General features: G+C 45.0%; 12 protein-coding genes. All 12 read right to left on the reverse strand.

What is annotated here, in order from left to right:
- Positions 1-3,723 carry a methionine synthase gene (gene metH, locus D0T51_RS01745; protein WP_163724268.1) on the reverse strand — a complete coding sequence of 1,241 codons (3,723 nt, stop codon included), beginning with the start codon at positions 3,721-3,723 and terminating at the stop codon, positions 1-3.
- 36 nt (positions 3,724-3,759) lie between these two features.
- Positions 3,760-4,701, reverse strand: coding sequence for a nucleoside recognition domain-containing protein (locus tag D0T51_RS01750; RefSeq protein ID WP_239056607.1), 942 nt, complete (start codon positions 4,699-4,701; stop codon positions 3,760-3,762).
- A 46-nt stretch (positions 4,702-4,747) separates the two neighbouring features.
- A complete protein-coding gene (gene smpB / locus D0T51_RS01755) occupies positions 4,748-5,209 on the reverse strand; it encodes an SsrA-binding protein SmpB (protein WP_163724270.1) in 462 nt (153 codons plus the stop codon).
- Positions 5,210-5,221: 12 nt separating this feature from the next.
- Complete coding sequence (locus D0T51_RS01760; protein WP_163724272.1) at positions 5,222-5,788, reverse strand: YIP1 family protein; 567 nt, start codon at positions 5,786-5,788, stop codon at positions 5,222-5,224.
- 97 nt (positions 5,789-5,885) lie between these two features.
- Complete coding sequence (locus D0T51_RS12270) at positions 5,886-6,644, reverse strand: hypothetical protein (protein ID WP_239056610.1); 759 nt, start codon at positions 6,642-6,644, stop codon at positions 5,886-5,888.
- A 131-nt stretch (positions 6,645-6,775) separates the two neighbouring features.
- Entirely contained in the window at positions 6,776-7,576 is an 801-nt protein-coding gene (locus D0T51_RS01770; RefSeq protein WP_163724274.1) for a hypothetical protein, read from the reverse strand.
- Positions 7,577-7,620: 44 nt separating this feature from the next.
- The gene (locus D0T51_RS01775) at positions 7,621-8,871 is read right to left on the reverse strand and encodes an outer membrane beta-barrel protein (protein ID WP_163724276.1); all 1,251 of its coding nucleotides are present in this window, start codon (positions 8,869-8,871) and stop codon (positions 7,621-7,623) included.
- Between the two features lie 7 nt (positions 8,872-8,878).
- Positions 8,879-9,406 (reverse strand): RNA polymerase sigma factor, encoded by a 528-nt coding sequence (locus tag D0T51_RS01780; RefSeq protein WP_163724278.1) that lies wholly within the window; start codon positions 9,404-9,406, stop codon positions 8,879-8,881.
- A 387-nt stretch (positions 9,407-9,793) separates the two neighbouring features.
- On the reverse strand, positions 9,794-10,162 hold the full coding sequence (locus tag D0T51_RS01785; protein ID WP_163724280.1) for a heavy-metal-associated domain-containing protein: 369 nt from the start codon (positions 10,160-10,162) through the stop codon (positions 9,794-9,796).
- A gap of 34 nt (positions 10,163-10,196) precedes the next feature.
- A complete protein-coding gene (locus tag D0T51_RS01790) occupies positions 10,197-12,413 on the reverse strand; it encodes a TonB-dependent receptor (protein ID WP_163724283.1) in 2,217 nt (738 codons plus the stop codon).
- A 177-nt stretch (positions 12,414-12,590) separates the two neighbouring features.
- Positions 12,591-13,052 carry a hypothetical protein gene (locus D0T51_RS01795; RefSeq protein ID WP_163724285.1) on the reverse strand — a complete coding sequence of 154 codons (462 nt, stop codon included), beginning with the start codon at positions 13,050-13,052 and terminating at the stop codon, positions 12,591-12,593.
- Positions 13,053-13,101: 49 nt separating this feature from the next.
- Positions 13,102-14,583: a glycoside hydrolase family 10 protein gene (locus D0T51_RS01800; RefSeq protein WP_163724287.1), complete on the reverse strand. Its 1,482-nt coding sequence runs from the start codon at positions 14,581-14,583 to the stop codon at positions 13,102-13,104.
- Positions 14,584-14,662 lie beyond the last annotated feature (79 nt).

The following is a 14,662-nucleotide window of genomic DNA, read 5'->3' on the forward strand; positions in this document are numbered from 1 at the left end:
TTAATTATTCACTATTTTACGCACCTCTGATTCGGATAAATGCCGACGATCAGCATAGTCTTTGACCTGCTCCTCATCTATTGCTCCAACCAGGAAATAACGGGCATCCGGATGGGCAATATAAAGTCCACTGACAGAGGCTGTCGGCATCATTGCCCCATTTTCCGTCAACTGCACACCGATACGTTTCATATCCAGCAATTTATCTATTGTAAAGTTCAGCCACTGATCCGGAAGCGAAGGATAACCAATAGCCGGACGTACCCCCTGATAATGCGCCTTAAACAATTCGGTCAAAGACAAGGATTCATCCGGTGCATACCCCCAATACTCTTTTCTTACTTTCTCATGTAGATATTCAGCCATTGCTTCCGCCAAACGATCGGTAAGAGTCTGCAACAACATCGCTTTATAGGCATCTCCCTCCTTTTCCAGTTTTTCCCGGAGATAAGCAGCACCGGCTCCACCGGTCACCACAAATGCGCCTACATAATCGATACGGCCTTCGCTTTTAGGCATCACATAGTCGGAAAGCGATTGATACACATTCTTCTCCTTGACTGTTTGCTGGCGAAGCGTCGGTATTTGTTCACCTCCTATATAAAGGGTATCCCTTTCACTCTGAGCTTCAAAAAAGCCATAAAGGGCTTTGCAGTATTCTGCTTTCATCTCAATCAACTGATCCAACAGGCGCGTCGCATCTTTATACAATTGCATGGCTTCGGAGGCTTTATCCCTCTCTTCTTCCGCAAAAGAAGACAACCAGGATGCCCGGCAGCTATCACATCCATGCAATTGGGCTATTTCCGCAAAGCGTCCGTTTAACTTCCAGGCAGTGAAGAAATAGGTCCAGTTTATATAAGGTATAACTTCTTCTATAGGAATCATAGCCAACTGATGAACTCCGGGTTGGTTGGGGATGACAGGAGAATAGGCACTCCAATCGATCACAGGTTTATGGCTACGGGCAAAATCCAGGGAAACCCATTCTTCCTTTTTCTCCCGCATAGTCGCACGAAGCGTTTCATACTCTTCATCCAATTCCCGGATATACTGATCCCGCGTCTGCGGATGTAATAGTTTGGCCGCGATCAATGGATTCTGAGAAGCATCCGATACATGAATTACCGGATAATCATAGTGGGGTGCTATTTTAACAGCCGTATGCAGTTTAGAGGTGGTCGCCCCACCAATCATAATAGGAATACTTAATCCTGCTTTCTGCATCTCATCAGCCACATGTACCATCTCATCCAGGGAAGGAGTAATCAATCCGGAGAGACAAAGCAAATCCGGTTTTTCCTCTATCGCTTTATTGACAATGACGTCTGCCGGAACCATAACACCCAGGTCTATCACCTCATAATTATTACAGGCAAGCACTATCGAAACGATATTCTTCCCAATATCATGTACATCCCCTTTAACAGTAGCAAACAAGACTTTACCGGCCTTAGTCGAACCGGCTGTCGTCTTCTCCGCTTCAATAGCCGGTTGCAAGAGAGCCACAGCCTTCTTCATGGTACGTGCCGTTTTGACAACCTGGGGTAAAAACATCTTACCGGCACCAAAAAGAGCACCTACCTTGTTCATTCCCCCCATCAACGGACCATCGATTATATCTACCGTACGCGGATACTGCCGGACAGCTTCTTCCAAGTCTGTTTCCAGGTAGTCACCAATACCTTTTATCAATGCATACTCCAGACGTTCTTCCAATGCTCCTTCTCGCCAGGCAGCTTTTTTCTCTTCAGACACCTCTGTTTGGGGTTGAATCAGTTGTTGGGCATAAAGAATCAGATCATCTGCTGCATCCGCCCTGCGATCCAAGACCACATCTTCCAATAAAGAACGGAAAGAGGGTTCTATATCTTCATACAAGACAGCCGTAGAAGGATTCACAATCCCCATATCCATGCCCTTTTCAATAGCATGATACAAGAAGACTGCATGCATAGCTTCACGCACATAATTATTCCCCCGGAAAGAAAAAGAAAGATTACTCACTCCCCCACTCACCTTGGCTCCAGGCAGATGTTTCTTTATCCATTCAACAGCCCGGATAAATGCCAATCCGTACCCGTTATGCTCTTCCATGCCTGTTGCAACGGCCAATACATTGGGGTCGAAAATAATATCTTGCGGCTGAAAGCCTACTTTTTCAGTCAACAAACGGTAAGCCCGTTCGCATATTTCAATCTTGCGTTCAAAGGTATCAGCCTGCCCCGCTTCGTCAAAAGCCATCACCACGGTTGCCGCTCCCAACTGCCGGATACGCTCGGCACGTTGCAGGAAGACTTCTTCCCCTTCTTTCAGTGAGATCGAGTTGACAATGCTTTTGCCCTGTGTACATTGCAATCCCTGTTCGATCACTTCCCATTGGGAAGAGTCTATCATCACCGGCACACGGGCTATATCGGGTTCCGAAGCGATCAGATTCAGGAAAGTAGTCATTTCTTTGACGGCATCCAACATGCCATCGTCCATATTTATATCAATCACCTGCGCTCCGTCTTCCACCTGTTTGCGCGCGATGGTAAGGGCCTCTTCATAGTTCTTTTCTTTTATCAGACGAAGAAACTTACGGGAACCCGCCACATTGCAACGTTCACCGATATTGACAAAATTATTCTCCGGTTTCACCTCCAGCAGTTCCAGGCCGGAAAGCCATAAGCTGGTCGGAACAGGAGAAGGTATATGCGGTTTCGCTCCTTTTACAAAAGAAGGATATTGAGCAATATGGGCAGGTGTTGTCCCACAACAACCTCCTAAAATATTCACCAGTCCTTCTTCGACAAAAGGTTTTACATGAACAGCCATTAACTCCGGCGTCTCGTCATACGTACCAAAACTGTTGGGAAGTCCGGCATTGGGATAAGCACTGATATAATAAGGAGCCTCTTTGGCCAGTTCTTGCAAATAAGATTTCATATCGGCAGCTCCGAAAGAGCAGTTTAATCCGATGCTTAGGATAGATGTATGCTGCACAGAAGCCAGAAAAGCGGTTAAGGTCTGTCCCGAGAAAGTACGCCCTCCCTGTGCCGACAGGGTGAGGGAAAGCATGATCGGCAGCGTCTTCTTTTCCTCTCTCAACACAGCCTCGGCGGCATCTAAACCGGCCTTTACATTCAATGTGTCGAATACGGTTTCGAAAAGAAGAACATCCACTCCCCCTCCTATCAATGCCTTTACCTGTTCTTTGTAGGCATCGTACAAGTCGGAATAGGTCACTGCTCGGTAAGCGGGGTTATTCACATCCGGACTCATCGACGCCGTCTTATTGGTAGGCCCTAACGATCCGGCCACAAAAACCTGCCGTTCAGGAAATTCAACCATAAACTGATCGGCTACCTGACGGGCCAAGCCAACCGCTGCTTTATTCATTTCCTGTACATATTCCTGCATCCCATAATCTTCCATGGATATGGCATTGGCATTAAAGGTATTGGTGGTAATAATATCAGCCCCGGCATCCAGATACTCCCGGTGAATGGCCTGGATAACATCCGGGCGGGTAAGACACAAAAGGTCGTTATTTCCTTTCTGTTGTCCCGACAAATCTATAAAACGTTCTCCCCGGTAATCCTTTTCTTCCAGTTTGTACCGCTGAACCATTGTACCCATACCTCCGTCTAAAATCAATATACCTTCCTTCAGACTCTGCTCGAATAACGAATACGTATCAGACGTATGAGCAGATTTATTCTTATTTGTATGCTTCATTTTTCTTTCTTTTCCGTTTGATCTCTCACGCTTTCATCATCTTCCTGTCAGCCATTTCACACCTCTTCTTGCCCAAACCACTGCCAGGGCAAAGAACAGACGAGTCACTATTATCCAGAAAGCCGGAATCCCTATGGCTACAAAAATCAATGTATCCTCCAAAAGGGAATGACATATGGCCAGGTGATAATTCAATATATTTCCATCCCGATAGGATAATTTCTTTTCTTCCATTTGTTCACGCATGATAGCTCCCCCGTATGCCAGGCCTACCAGGTTACCTACCAGCCACAAAAAGGCCGCATCCTTGGGTAAACCAAATAGCTTCATCAAAGGGGCGAACACAGTCGAAAGGCCTTTCAGGCATTTGAACTCTTCCAAGACAGAATGTACTATCATCAATCCCGTTACGATCAACAGGATGGATAATACCACTTTCATGGAACTAAAAAACCATAAGACAAACACCTCCTGCAAACGCAGGCTGGCAGCTGTCATTTCTGTTTCACCAATAGATCCCCAATCGCCTGCAGGCATGACCCGGTTGAGCGTGAAAGCAATCACAAAGGCCATCCCTATACGCAAAAAAGTCATGCCCCAGAAAGAAGAGCCCGTCTTTGCCTGTACAGATGATTCAACGATCAGATTATGGGCAGTCAGACACATGACAGCCAGTATCGTAGCTTCCCGTACGCCTAAGGAGAAGGTCGCAATCAGAGCTATCGAAGCATAGAGAGGACAAAAAATACTGGTAATAAAAACAACTGCCGTCTTCCCGGGCAGACCGATAAGAGAAAACACCGGTTCGATATAACCGGAAAGGATAGCTAAAGCTCCGGAATATTCCAAAAGGCGAACCAGTAAAGAGATAGGTAAAATAATCTTGCATAGCCAAAGACATGTCTTTCCGGCCTTTGGCAAAGCCTTCGTAACACATCCCCAAACACGGGTAAATAGGTCGGCACTCTCTTTCATCATTTATTGTTAGCTAAGCAAACGGAGTCTGCATGCAGATGAACACGCATCAACGTTTAAACGCCCTGTCCATCTCCCGTCGGTCGTCACGCTCCCGGATGGTGTCGCGTTTGTCATATTCTTTCTTACCTTTGGCAATAGCGATGACGACCTTCGCCAATCCCCTGTCATTGATAAAAAGGCGCGTAGGAACAATCGTAAAGCCACTGTTATGGGCGGCTGTTTCGATCTTCCGTATTTCTTTTCTGTTGAGTAACAATTTACGGTCGCGACGGGCTACATGGTTATTGTAAGTGCCATAGAAATATTCGGCAATATACATATTCTTCACCCACACTTCTCCCCGCTCCACGATGCAATACGTATCCACCAGGCTGCCCTTACCCAATCGGATCGACTTAATCTCCGTACCTGTCAGGACAATACCCGCTGTAAATGTTTCGAGCAACTCATAGTCGAAAGTTGCCCGTTTATTCTTTATCTGTATGTTATTATTTATCTTTTCTTTCATCGTTTATTGATTTCAGGAGCGTAATCCGGGCATTAATAAAAACAGGATTACCTCTATCAGGTAAGGTATGATTAATATTACTGCAGAAGCTATCCCTACAAATTTCAACCGTTCCTTCTCTTCCACATACATATAGAGCGGTGCTCCTTCCCATATAATGTAAAAGGTGTACAAAATGAATATACGCAAAAAGAAAAACTCAGGGATAAGCATCAACACGGCATTCAGGGCAAACATCAAAGAAGAAGAATAACCCACAAAACGTTGGCATAAACGAAAATCCTTCTCTCTTTTGAAAACGCCCTGCCAGATCTCATTCAACAGGTAAGCCCCTAAATAAAAACCACCGAATGCCGCAAGCAGCGAACGGATAGAGGCTTTTAATGCCAATTCGACATCAAATTCTTTGCGCGTAAAGAGTATACCCAGAAAAGCGGCTACCGTAAGAAGTCCTATCAACGGATACACAAACCGGGAAAGAAATTCATCACCCTTTTCTTCCTTTTGCGCTAACAAATCCCAGGCTTTTGCCGGTTGAGAAATGATAAGTATCACCCATTTAAAAATCTCTTTATACATCTCCGTTTTACTATTAGACTGCAAAAGTACAAAAATAGACGGGATTACCTGTTATCCTGCATTTATTTCTCTTGTCAAAGAGGTTCACACAACGGCCTTATTCCGGTAATTCAGACAGCTTCACCGCAAACATTCCTGTTCGCTCCCATAGGTATCCGGACTTATTTGCATTGAGCTTGGAAGGGTAATTGATCCGGAAATAAAGAGAGTCCGCCCCTACCTCCTTTTGCCGGCGGATAAAAGGGGCAAAGTCAAAGGCATTTGCCTGTACCCACTTTGTGCCGATCGTATCCGTCGTTTCACTGTGGCGGGTCGAGCGGAGAAACAGGTTATAGTATTTGATCCCTGACAGGGTATCCAGTTGCAGTTCCTCCGGATCATAAGAAAGATCAAGTGTATGTTTCTCCTGGTCTATAAGAGGACTGTGATCGGTCAAGAGAAAAAAGCGGTTCCGGATGATCCGGCTTTTACTAAAGGAGGTGAGTTTGATGTATTCCTCCTCCGCCCAAACGCCTGCCGTATCTGTCAACTCGGTATGCAAAGGCCAGAGAGGCACAGTATCCAAGCGAGTGAGTTCTGCTTGATATGTTTTATTAGCGGGTAATTCATCCAAGCCGGCTATAAATTCAACCTGGAAACAATCGCCTTCTTTCAATCCCACCAGCGACTCTATCGCTGGAGATGTAATGAAATCCCCTTCCCGGTTATTGCCATCGTTCGTATAAAGTGCCGGTACCGGTTGAAGTACCGCGACCCCATACCGATAATAGGTATGTTTTTCCGTATCACTTCCCATACAGGAAAACAAAGACAGACTGACGATCCATACGATGAGAGAGAGAGTTATACTTTTCACCTTTTCACTGTTTTATCTTTGCAAAATTAATAAAAAGCCTATACAATCAGATACCTTAGAGAGCTTATTATAAAAAGGGGCCATCCAAAAGTAATTGGACAGCCCTTTTTTTACTATCAGGATCAGACGTTTTAGTCTTCTGTTACGATTCTACAAGGAACCATTGCTGTGGGAGAATCCCATGTAAGTATATTCTTTTCTTCATCCAATTCTTTCAGGTACATCACATCCAATAAGAAATAATCTTTATTTCCTAAGGCTTGTTCCCGGTTACTTAATTCTCTCAAAATATTTCTGACATCATAAGCATTTGTAGCAGCATATGTATCTGTCAATTTTTCGCCGTCTATCTCTTTTATTGCGCGTAAAAACAAAGTATATATATTTTTACCGCTGCCATTGTCTACTCGTGGCTCTGCATATTCGAAACACAATCTGTAACTGTTTTCCTGTTTATCCTTTCCTTCATAAAGAGAAGTCAGAATAAGCGTATTGTCGATCAGTTCCGACGAGCTTACCTCGATCGAAGTAACTAAAGGTATTTCATCCATCAGCATAGTCGTTGTGTCGACCGGTGTATAATAATCCACCGTTTCTTCGTTGATAGCCACCGGGTTGACTAACAAAGAAACATAAATATATCCGTTCGCTTCGTAGTTCACATTCTCTGCCGCTTCAAAATCATATTGCACCTGCATAAAAATAGCATTGGTGTCTGAGTAAGGACCAGCTCCTATATTCATCAAAATCTCATCAATATTATTAAAGGATATATACCCCAGTGAGTTTGTTTGCACCACTGTCCTGCCATTAAGCGTTTTCACCACACCAAAACAAGACAACGTTCCGGAGTTACCCGAAGTACTCAAACAAGAGGTTAATAGTAATAGAATTGTGGCTACAAGAGCACTCAACAGACTAATTTTTTTCATTTCTTTGTTTTTTAATTTTTTATTGTTCGTATATTTTGTTTTTTTTAAAATCCGAAACGTAAGCCAAATTGCAGATTTACATTAAAAGGCTTTTCCGAATGAATCGTCTCCATCTTACTGCCATTATCGAAATAGTAGCCGGCACCCACTTCGGCAAAAGCACTGACAAAGCGAATAACAGGATAACTGACTCCGGCACGGGCATTAAGCGAACACAACCATTCTTTCATCGTTTTATGTTCTTTCATCCGATCGATCTCCTGCCCTTTGGCATATAACTTGGTTTTCAATGTTCCGGAAATATTCTTTTCCACCTGCCCTCCGGCCGATGCATAGAAGTAAAACCGGTTCCACTCAGCAATCTTATACGTCAAAGAAAGGGGGATTCCTATAAAATGCAAGGATTGTTGCAATTCGGTGTGGTAATCGTTATTGGTTGTCCAGGAAGAGGAGAGATACGAATAAGTCAATCCCGTCTGTATAGAGAAACGATCATCCAGATACCGACTGACAAGCAAACCAAAAGAGACCGGTGTCTTGTGTTTGATATTCGTCTTGGGTAATTCATCCCCCGCACTGGCTGCGTTCATCAACATCAGGTTTTCACTGCGTAAGCCCATCGTATTGGTCACATAACCCGGCACCGCCGTATTCGTGCCTACCGACATGCCACCGGCTCCCATACCCAACCCCCATTTGCGAGCAGGCTTTTCCTTTTTTTCTTCTTTTACCGCAGTGACAGCGGCTAAAAGGGTGGGGTGTTGATCCGTAGCAAGCGGAGATTCTACTGCCGCATCTTTTCTTGTTTGTGCATCATCACTTGCGGCCTTAGAATACTTCCTTTCATCTTCTATACCTTTTAAAGGTTGATCATCCGTTTCTTTTTGTTCTTCTGTCTTAGAAAGAGGTTTTTGATCGTCGGGATGTAACGTCGTTTTAAGAAGGTTCATCCGGGTACGACCGGCCACAGCCACAGCGGTTTGCGGCACTTCCGGTTGATTTTTGTCTGCTTCCATCCGCGACAGAATCGCTTCTGTTTGTTTCTGTATCTCCTGAGCCACCGGAGTGGGTAATGGGGCATTATCCAATGTATACACCCCTCCCATCACCAAAAGAAGAGAGATGACAGCTGCTGCTGCCCAGAAACGGGATTTGCGGTAGAAGGGTATCGACAACGCCTTAGCCGGCAATCGATCTACGATCTTCTCCCAATCGGCAGATGATACATCCACTTCCCAATCATACAATCGGGAGCGAATCAGGTCATCAACTATGTCTCTTTCTTTATTTTTCATTCTTTTTTCAATACAATTCGTTAATCTTGCGTTGCAACAACTGTTTGGCACGGGTAAACTGGGAACGGGAGGTACTCTCTGATATTTGTAACATTTCGCTTATCTCCTTATGCGAATAACCTTCTATCGCAAACAGGTTGAATACCGTACGAAAACCGGCGGGTAAATCGCGTACCAACTGCATAAGCTCTGCAGCGGCCATCGTCGAGAGTACCGAACTATCGGGTTGAACCAATTCCATCGAATGATCCAAATCGATCGCCTCCCGCAACACATCTGATTTCCGCAGATATTCCAACGCACAATTAACAAAGATCTTACGCATCCATCCTTCGAAGGAGCCGGCTCCCGTATAAGAACCTATGGCGGTAAAAACTTTCACAAAACCATCCTGCAACAGATCACTGGCAGTTTCCCTATCGTTTACATAGCGCAGGCAAACCCCCATCATCTTCCGGGAATACGTTTCGTATAGCTCTTTCTGAGCAAGTCTATTACCCTCTTTACAACCTTCTATCAGATGCTGCTCATTCATTCAGTCGTACTGTGAACGCCCCCATCTGAGGCCGTACACTATAATGATGTTCGTTATTTACTAAACGCTGCATGCCGTAAAAAAAATAATTAAGAAGTACACACATTCTCTCTTTCTGACTTACGGACAAGACTGCAAAGATAGGATAAAAATCGAAGAGGGGCTACCGGACAGAATAAACGAATAAAAAGAAGAGGCAACATGCGGGGAAATAAAAGTGTCGATAGTCGTCGACACTTGTGCTGATAATTGTCGACACTTGTGTCGATATATATCGGCAAAATTGCCGACAATTGTCGGCAATTTTGTTTACGGGCAAAAAAACAGCCTTCACGGACAGGCTGAAAAAGAGAGAATAACCTGCCGTGAAGGCTTTATGTCAAAGAATCAGTGTTTATGTCCTGCGTGATCGTGTCCGGAATGGTCATGTCCTTCGTGTTTTTGCACTTCTTCTCCTTCTTTGAGTGTTTTTGCTTCCATACCGATTTTCTTAAAAGCTTCTTTCAATTTGGCTTCGGATGTTTTATCCGAACGGTAGGTTACTTCTGCCGTACGGGTAGGCAAGTCACATTTCAAATCGGTCACTCCTTTTGCAAAAGCAATGTTCTTCTCAATCTTCTTTACGCAATTTGCGCAGTCCATTCCTTCGACTTTAAAGGTAAGAGTTTCTTTGTTGCTCTTCTTTTTTCCATCCTGTGCATAAGCCAGGGAAAAAGTAAATACGGCGCAAAGCGCTACTAAAATAATCCGTTTCATAAGTAAAATATTAAAAGGTGAATACATATTGTTTTTAATCGCGGCTCAGGTTAAACCGAAAGCCGGCGTATAATGTGCGTCCATGCACAGGCCCCCACACCATGGTTCCGTCGAAATTGTCACCCCGCGGGTTGGCGGCATCGACAATCGGGTTCTTCTGCGTGAAATCAAAGATATTCTCCGCACCGACATACACAGAGAAGAGACGGAAATACTTGGTGATCTGTGCATTCCACACATTGTAAGATTTAAAGGTCTTTTCCCATTGCGGATTCGTTGCATCGGGATTCGGCAAACGTCCACCGCCATTAAACTGTCCGGTCAGGTCGAATTGCCATTTCTTCAAAGGGGTCTGATAAGAGGCTGTTATTAATCCTTTATAATCACTCACCAAAGGTTTCTTCAACCGCATCGTTTCACCGGCTGCATTCTGATAATCCGTTTTTGCATCGGTATACCGATAGGCGGCTGTCAAGGTGAAGCCACGGAAGAAAGGATAGGTGGCTTCTATCTGGAAGCTGTTGGAGTAGGATTTCCCGTCGAGGTTATAAAAACGGGCCGCATGCGGATCGCTGTCCACATCCACCACGACCTGCTTTAAGAAGTTCGTATAATACCACTCCCCATTCAATGTCAGTTCTTTGCCGAACAGAGGAATATAAAACGAGGTATTAACACCTGTATTCCAGGCATCTTCCTGATCCAATTTATCCGCAATAACTATTTTACGGCTACTGGAAAGTAAGAAGTTATTCTCCGTCAAGACATTGGCCGTACGGTAGCCCTTCCCTACCGAAGCACGTACGTGGAACCATTCCGTCGGATTGTATTTCAAGTGCATACGGGGAGTCACAAAAAAATCATAAACGGAACTATGATCGGCACGTATACCGGCCAACAGGACCAATTTATCATGCAGATTGAATGTATACTGTACATAGGCACCGGGAACAACTTCCGAACGGTTAAATACGCTCCGTTTGTCCAGTTGCGTCAGGTTCTCGTCGAAACCGTCATAGTTCAGACTCAACCCCGTACTCAGACTGTGCATAGGGGTAAATTCTTTTTCATAAAGCAGACTGGCATAAACATTGTTCTGATACACATTGTAAGGGGTGCGGTCGTACATCGATTGCTGTTCATGATACGAACCGGAAAGGATAAGGGCTATACTTTCCACCTTTTCTTTGTCGAGGATATAAGCTTGCTTGGTGAAACCTTCCACACGGTTGGTATTTAGTTTTACCTGATAAGGATCCGGGAACTGATCCTTTTTGGTAGTCTGTCCGCCCGTCCGGTTTTCATGCAGGTAGCGCACACCATATTGGGCAACATATTTGTCGGTACGATAGTTCCAGCGGTTCATCACATTCACCTGCTCCTTAAGCGGCATGTCAAGAAAACCGTCCGTATTGCCGTCATGCTCTTTACTATCGTTGGAATAATGCACCAATAATCCGGTTGACAAACGATCATTGATATGCCAGGAGGCATCCGCATTCGCTTCGTATCTGCCGGCATCACTCACGAATAGATTGACAGAGGTAATATCAGCCGTAGGCGGTTTCTTAAACTCTACATTGATTTGTCCGGCCAGGGCCTCATAGCCATTCTTTACAGAAGAAGTCCCCTTAGAGACCTGGATACTCTCCATCCATGCTCCCGGCACATAATCCAATCCATACAGAGAGGCAGCTCCGCGGAAGTTCGGATAGTTCTCCGTCAGCATCTGCACATAGGTACCCGATAAGCCCAGTAATTTGATCTGCCGGGCACCGGTAGCCGCATCCGCATAAGACACATCGACCGAAGGGTTTGTTTCAAAACTTTCAGCCAGGTTGCAACAAGCCGCCCGGCAAATTTCATCGTAAGTGATACGTTGTGTCTGTAATACACTGGTACGGGAAGAGATGGTTCCTACCCGTCGTTCGCTGACAACGACTTCATCCAATAAGACCTCTCCTTTGAGTACGACCTGAAGAGCTTCGTTGCCTGCCGGCACCGTAATGGATGCCGGAGCATATCCGATAAAACTAACAATCAGTTGGTTCACACCGTCGGGTTGTTCGAGTTCAAAGAAGCCGTCTACATTGGTGGTGGTCCCCTTCTGGGTATCCTGCCAATAGACGTTGGCTCCGATTATCGCTTCTTTCGTTTCATCATATACATAACCTTTGACAACCCTATCTGCCCAGGCAGAAGAGCTACACAAGATACTGATCAGTATCCATAAAGATATTTGTTTTAACATCGATTTATTCTTTTGATTTAACTTATTTGAAAGACTGCCTTTTCGTTAAAGGGCAGTTGGTGGTACGAAAAGAGTCAGTTACAAACAGCCCTTAATTGCATAAGAAATATACGACTGTATACTGCATGCGTATCCGGGCAACAATGTAAATGGCTGCACCTAAAAACATCCGATAAGTTAAATCAAAAGCGTGGTCAGAAGAGATAGATATTCCCGGGGACAGAGAGGTGGCCCCGTCGGCATAACCGTAGAAATCTCCCTGACAAGGGGAAGGGGTATTACTAATACATCGTGTAATCCGGTCAAAAGAAGAGAGAAAGAGACCGGTTCTAATGGGTTTATTGAAACGGGCACATCATCCCAATCAAAGTCGACACGTTCCAAGTCGCAACACTTTTCATAGGGATGATCCAGGCAGGAGTCTAAAGACTCTCCGGCAGCGTGGTGATGGTGGTGGTGGTGGTGATCTCCTTCATGCGTATGACCGTGAATCTCACAACATTTATCCTCCACCAATACTTCTACACCGGCCATCCGGCAATCATCACAACAGAATGAAATAACGTTTACCCCAGCACCTCCGTAAAAGACCAGAGCAGCCATCAGGATCACTAAAAAATATGTAAACGCCTTCTTCATCAAGGGGCAAAGATACAGCCTTTAATTATAAAATGTACTAAATTTAATATTATTTAGTATACTCAGACTGGTAGTAATATGTTTCACGGGAGGTCGTACTCTCTATATGATAACGCGTAGAGGCCGAGACTGAAAACAAATATCCTCTTTCCATTCCCGGTGTTATCGGCAGATACAGGGTCGTATCCCTTACTCCGGTGACTAAGATATGTTGGGCTGATGCGGTATCTATCGCATCCGTTAACGAATAGTAGATCGTATAGGTAAGATCTTCCGTCTCTGTGTCGGGTTTACTCCAGGTGAGCTTCAAATGATCCTGCTGTCGCTCCACATAGATTTCTTCCGGAGCATCCGGCACACGGTCATTCAACCAGGTCAATGCAGGCAACTGCGCCGGATATTTATAATAGGTATTTTTTAATTCATTGTATAAGCCTTTCGAATCATCCAATACATGCATGCAACGGAAAAAAGCACAACCGGCTCCCCCACTGGCACGCGCATAATCGATTTGATCGGTTATATCGTTCAACGACCAGTCGCCTTCTTTTTGCTCCAGACGGTAAGCACCCAGACCGGGCACAAATAAACGACCGTTGCTATTATCCACCCAATTGTCTACAAACGGAAAGAAGTTATCATGCAAATAGTACATCATGGGCACCACCATATCCTGCTTTCCTTGCTGCATCCATTGCTTCGGATCCTGAAAAACGGATTCATAAGCTGTCCACCCGGCATCCGGCATCCGTTCGATACGGTTATACTTACCCAAAGGCGAACTGCTCACCTGCACCCAGGGCTTGAGGTGTTTGACCTGGTCATACAAACGGGACACCAGCCGGTTGATATTCTCTCTCCGCCATTCCGTCAGGGATTTACGCTGCCCGTATTTGGCATGTAAGGATTTATCGGGAAATGATTTCGCCTGCTCCGGATAACGGATATAATCAAAATGAATACCGTCTATATCATAACCACTGACCAATTCTTTCACCAATGAAAGCAGATAATCGGCCGTTTCCGGTTGCCCCGGATCCAGATACCACTCTCCTTTATGCCGTTTGACCAGCTTGGGGTGACGACGTACAACGGAGAGCTTTCCCTGCTCCCTTACTATGCGTTCGTTCCCCACCGGGAAGGTAACAAACCAGGCATGACACTCCATACCCCGCTTATGACATGCATCGATAACAAAGGAAAGGGGATCGTAGGCCGGCATCACTCCATATTTGCCGGAAAACACCTTGGAGGCCGGTTCTATCTTCGAACGATAAATCACATCGCCCCGCACACGTACCTGCACAAAAACCATATTGAAATTGGCTTCTTCCAACCGGTCCAAGAGGGTACATACCTCCTGCTGCTGCATTTTCATATCCGTGGCCTTTGTGCCGGCTGTTCCCGGCCAGTCCAGTCCATAAATAGTCGTCAACCACACAGCACGCACCTCCGTCTTAGGCGGTTCCCCCGCCTGACAAAAGAATAAGGTGAAGAGAGAGAATAAAAAGAACAGGGTATATTTTGTCATTATCTATTTTCCCGACACATAATATTATGGATTATGTGATTCTCGTCAGACAAGACCACATAATCCATACACTAGGAAT

The organism is Parabacteroides sp. 52, assembly GCF_010500925.1.
Taxonomy (GTDB): Bacteria; Bacteroidota; Bacteroidia; order Bacteroidales; family Tannerellaceae; genus QVMG01.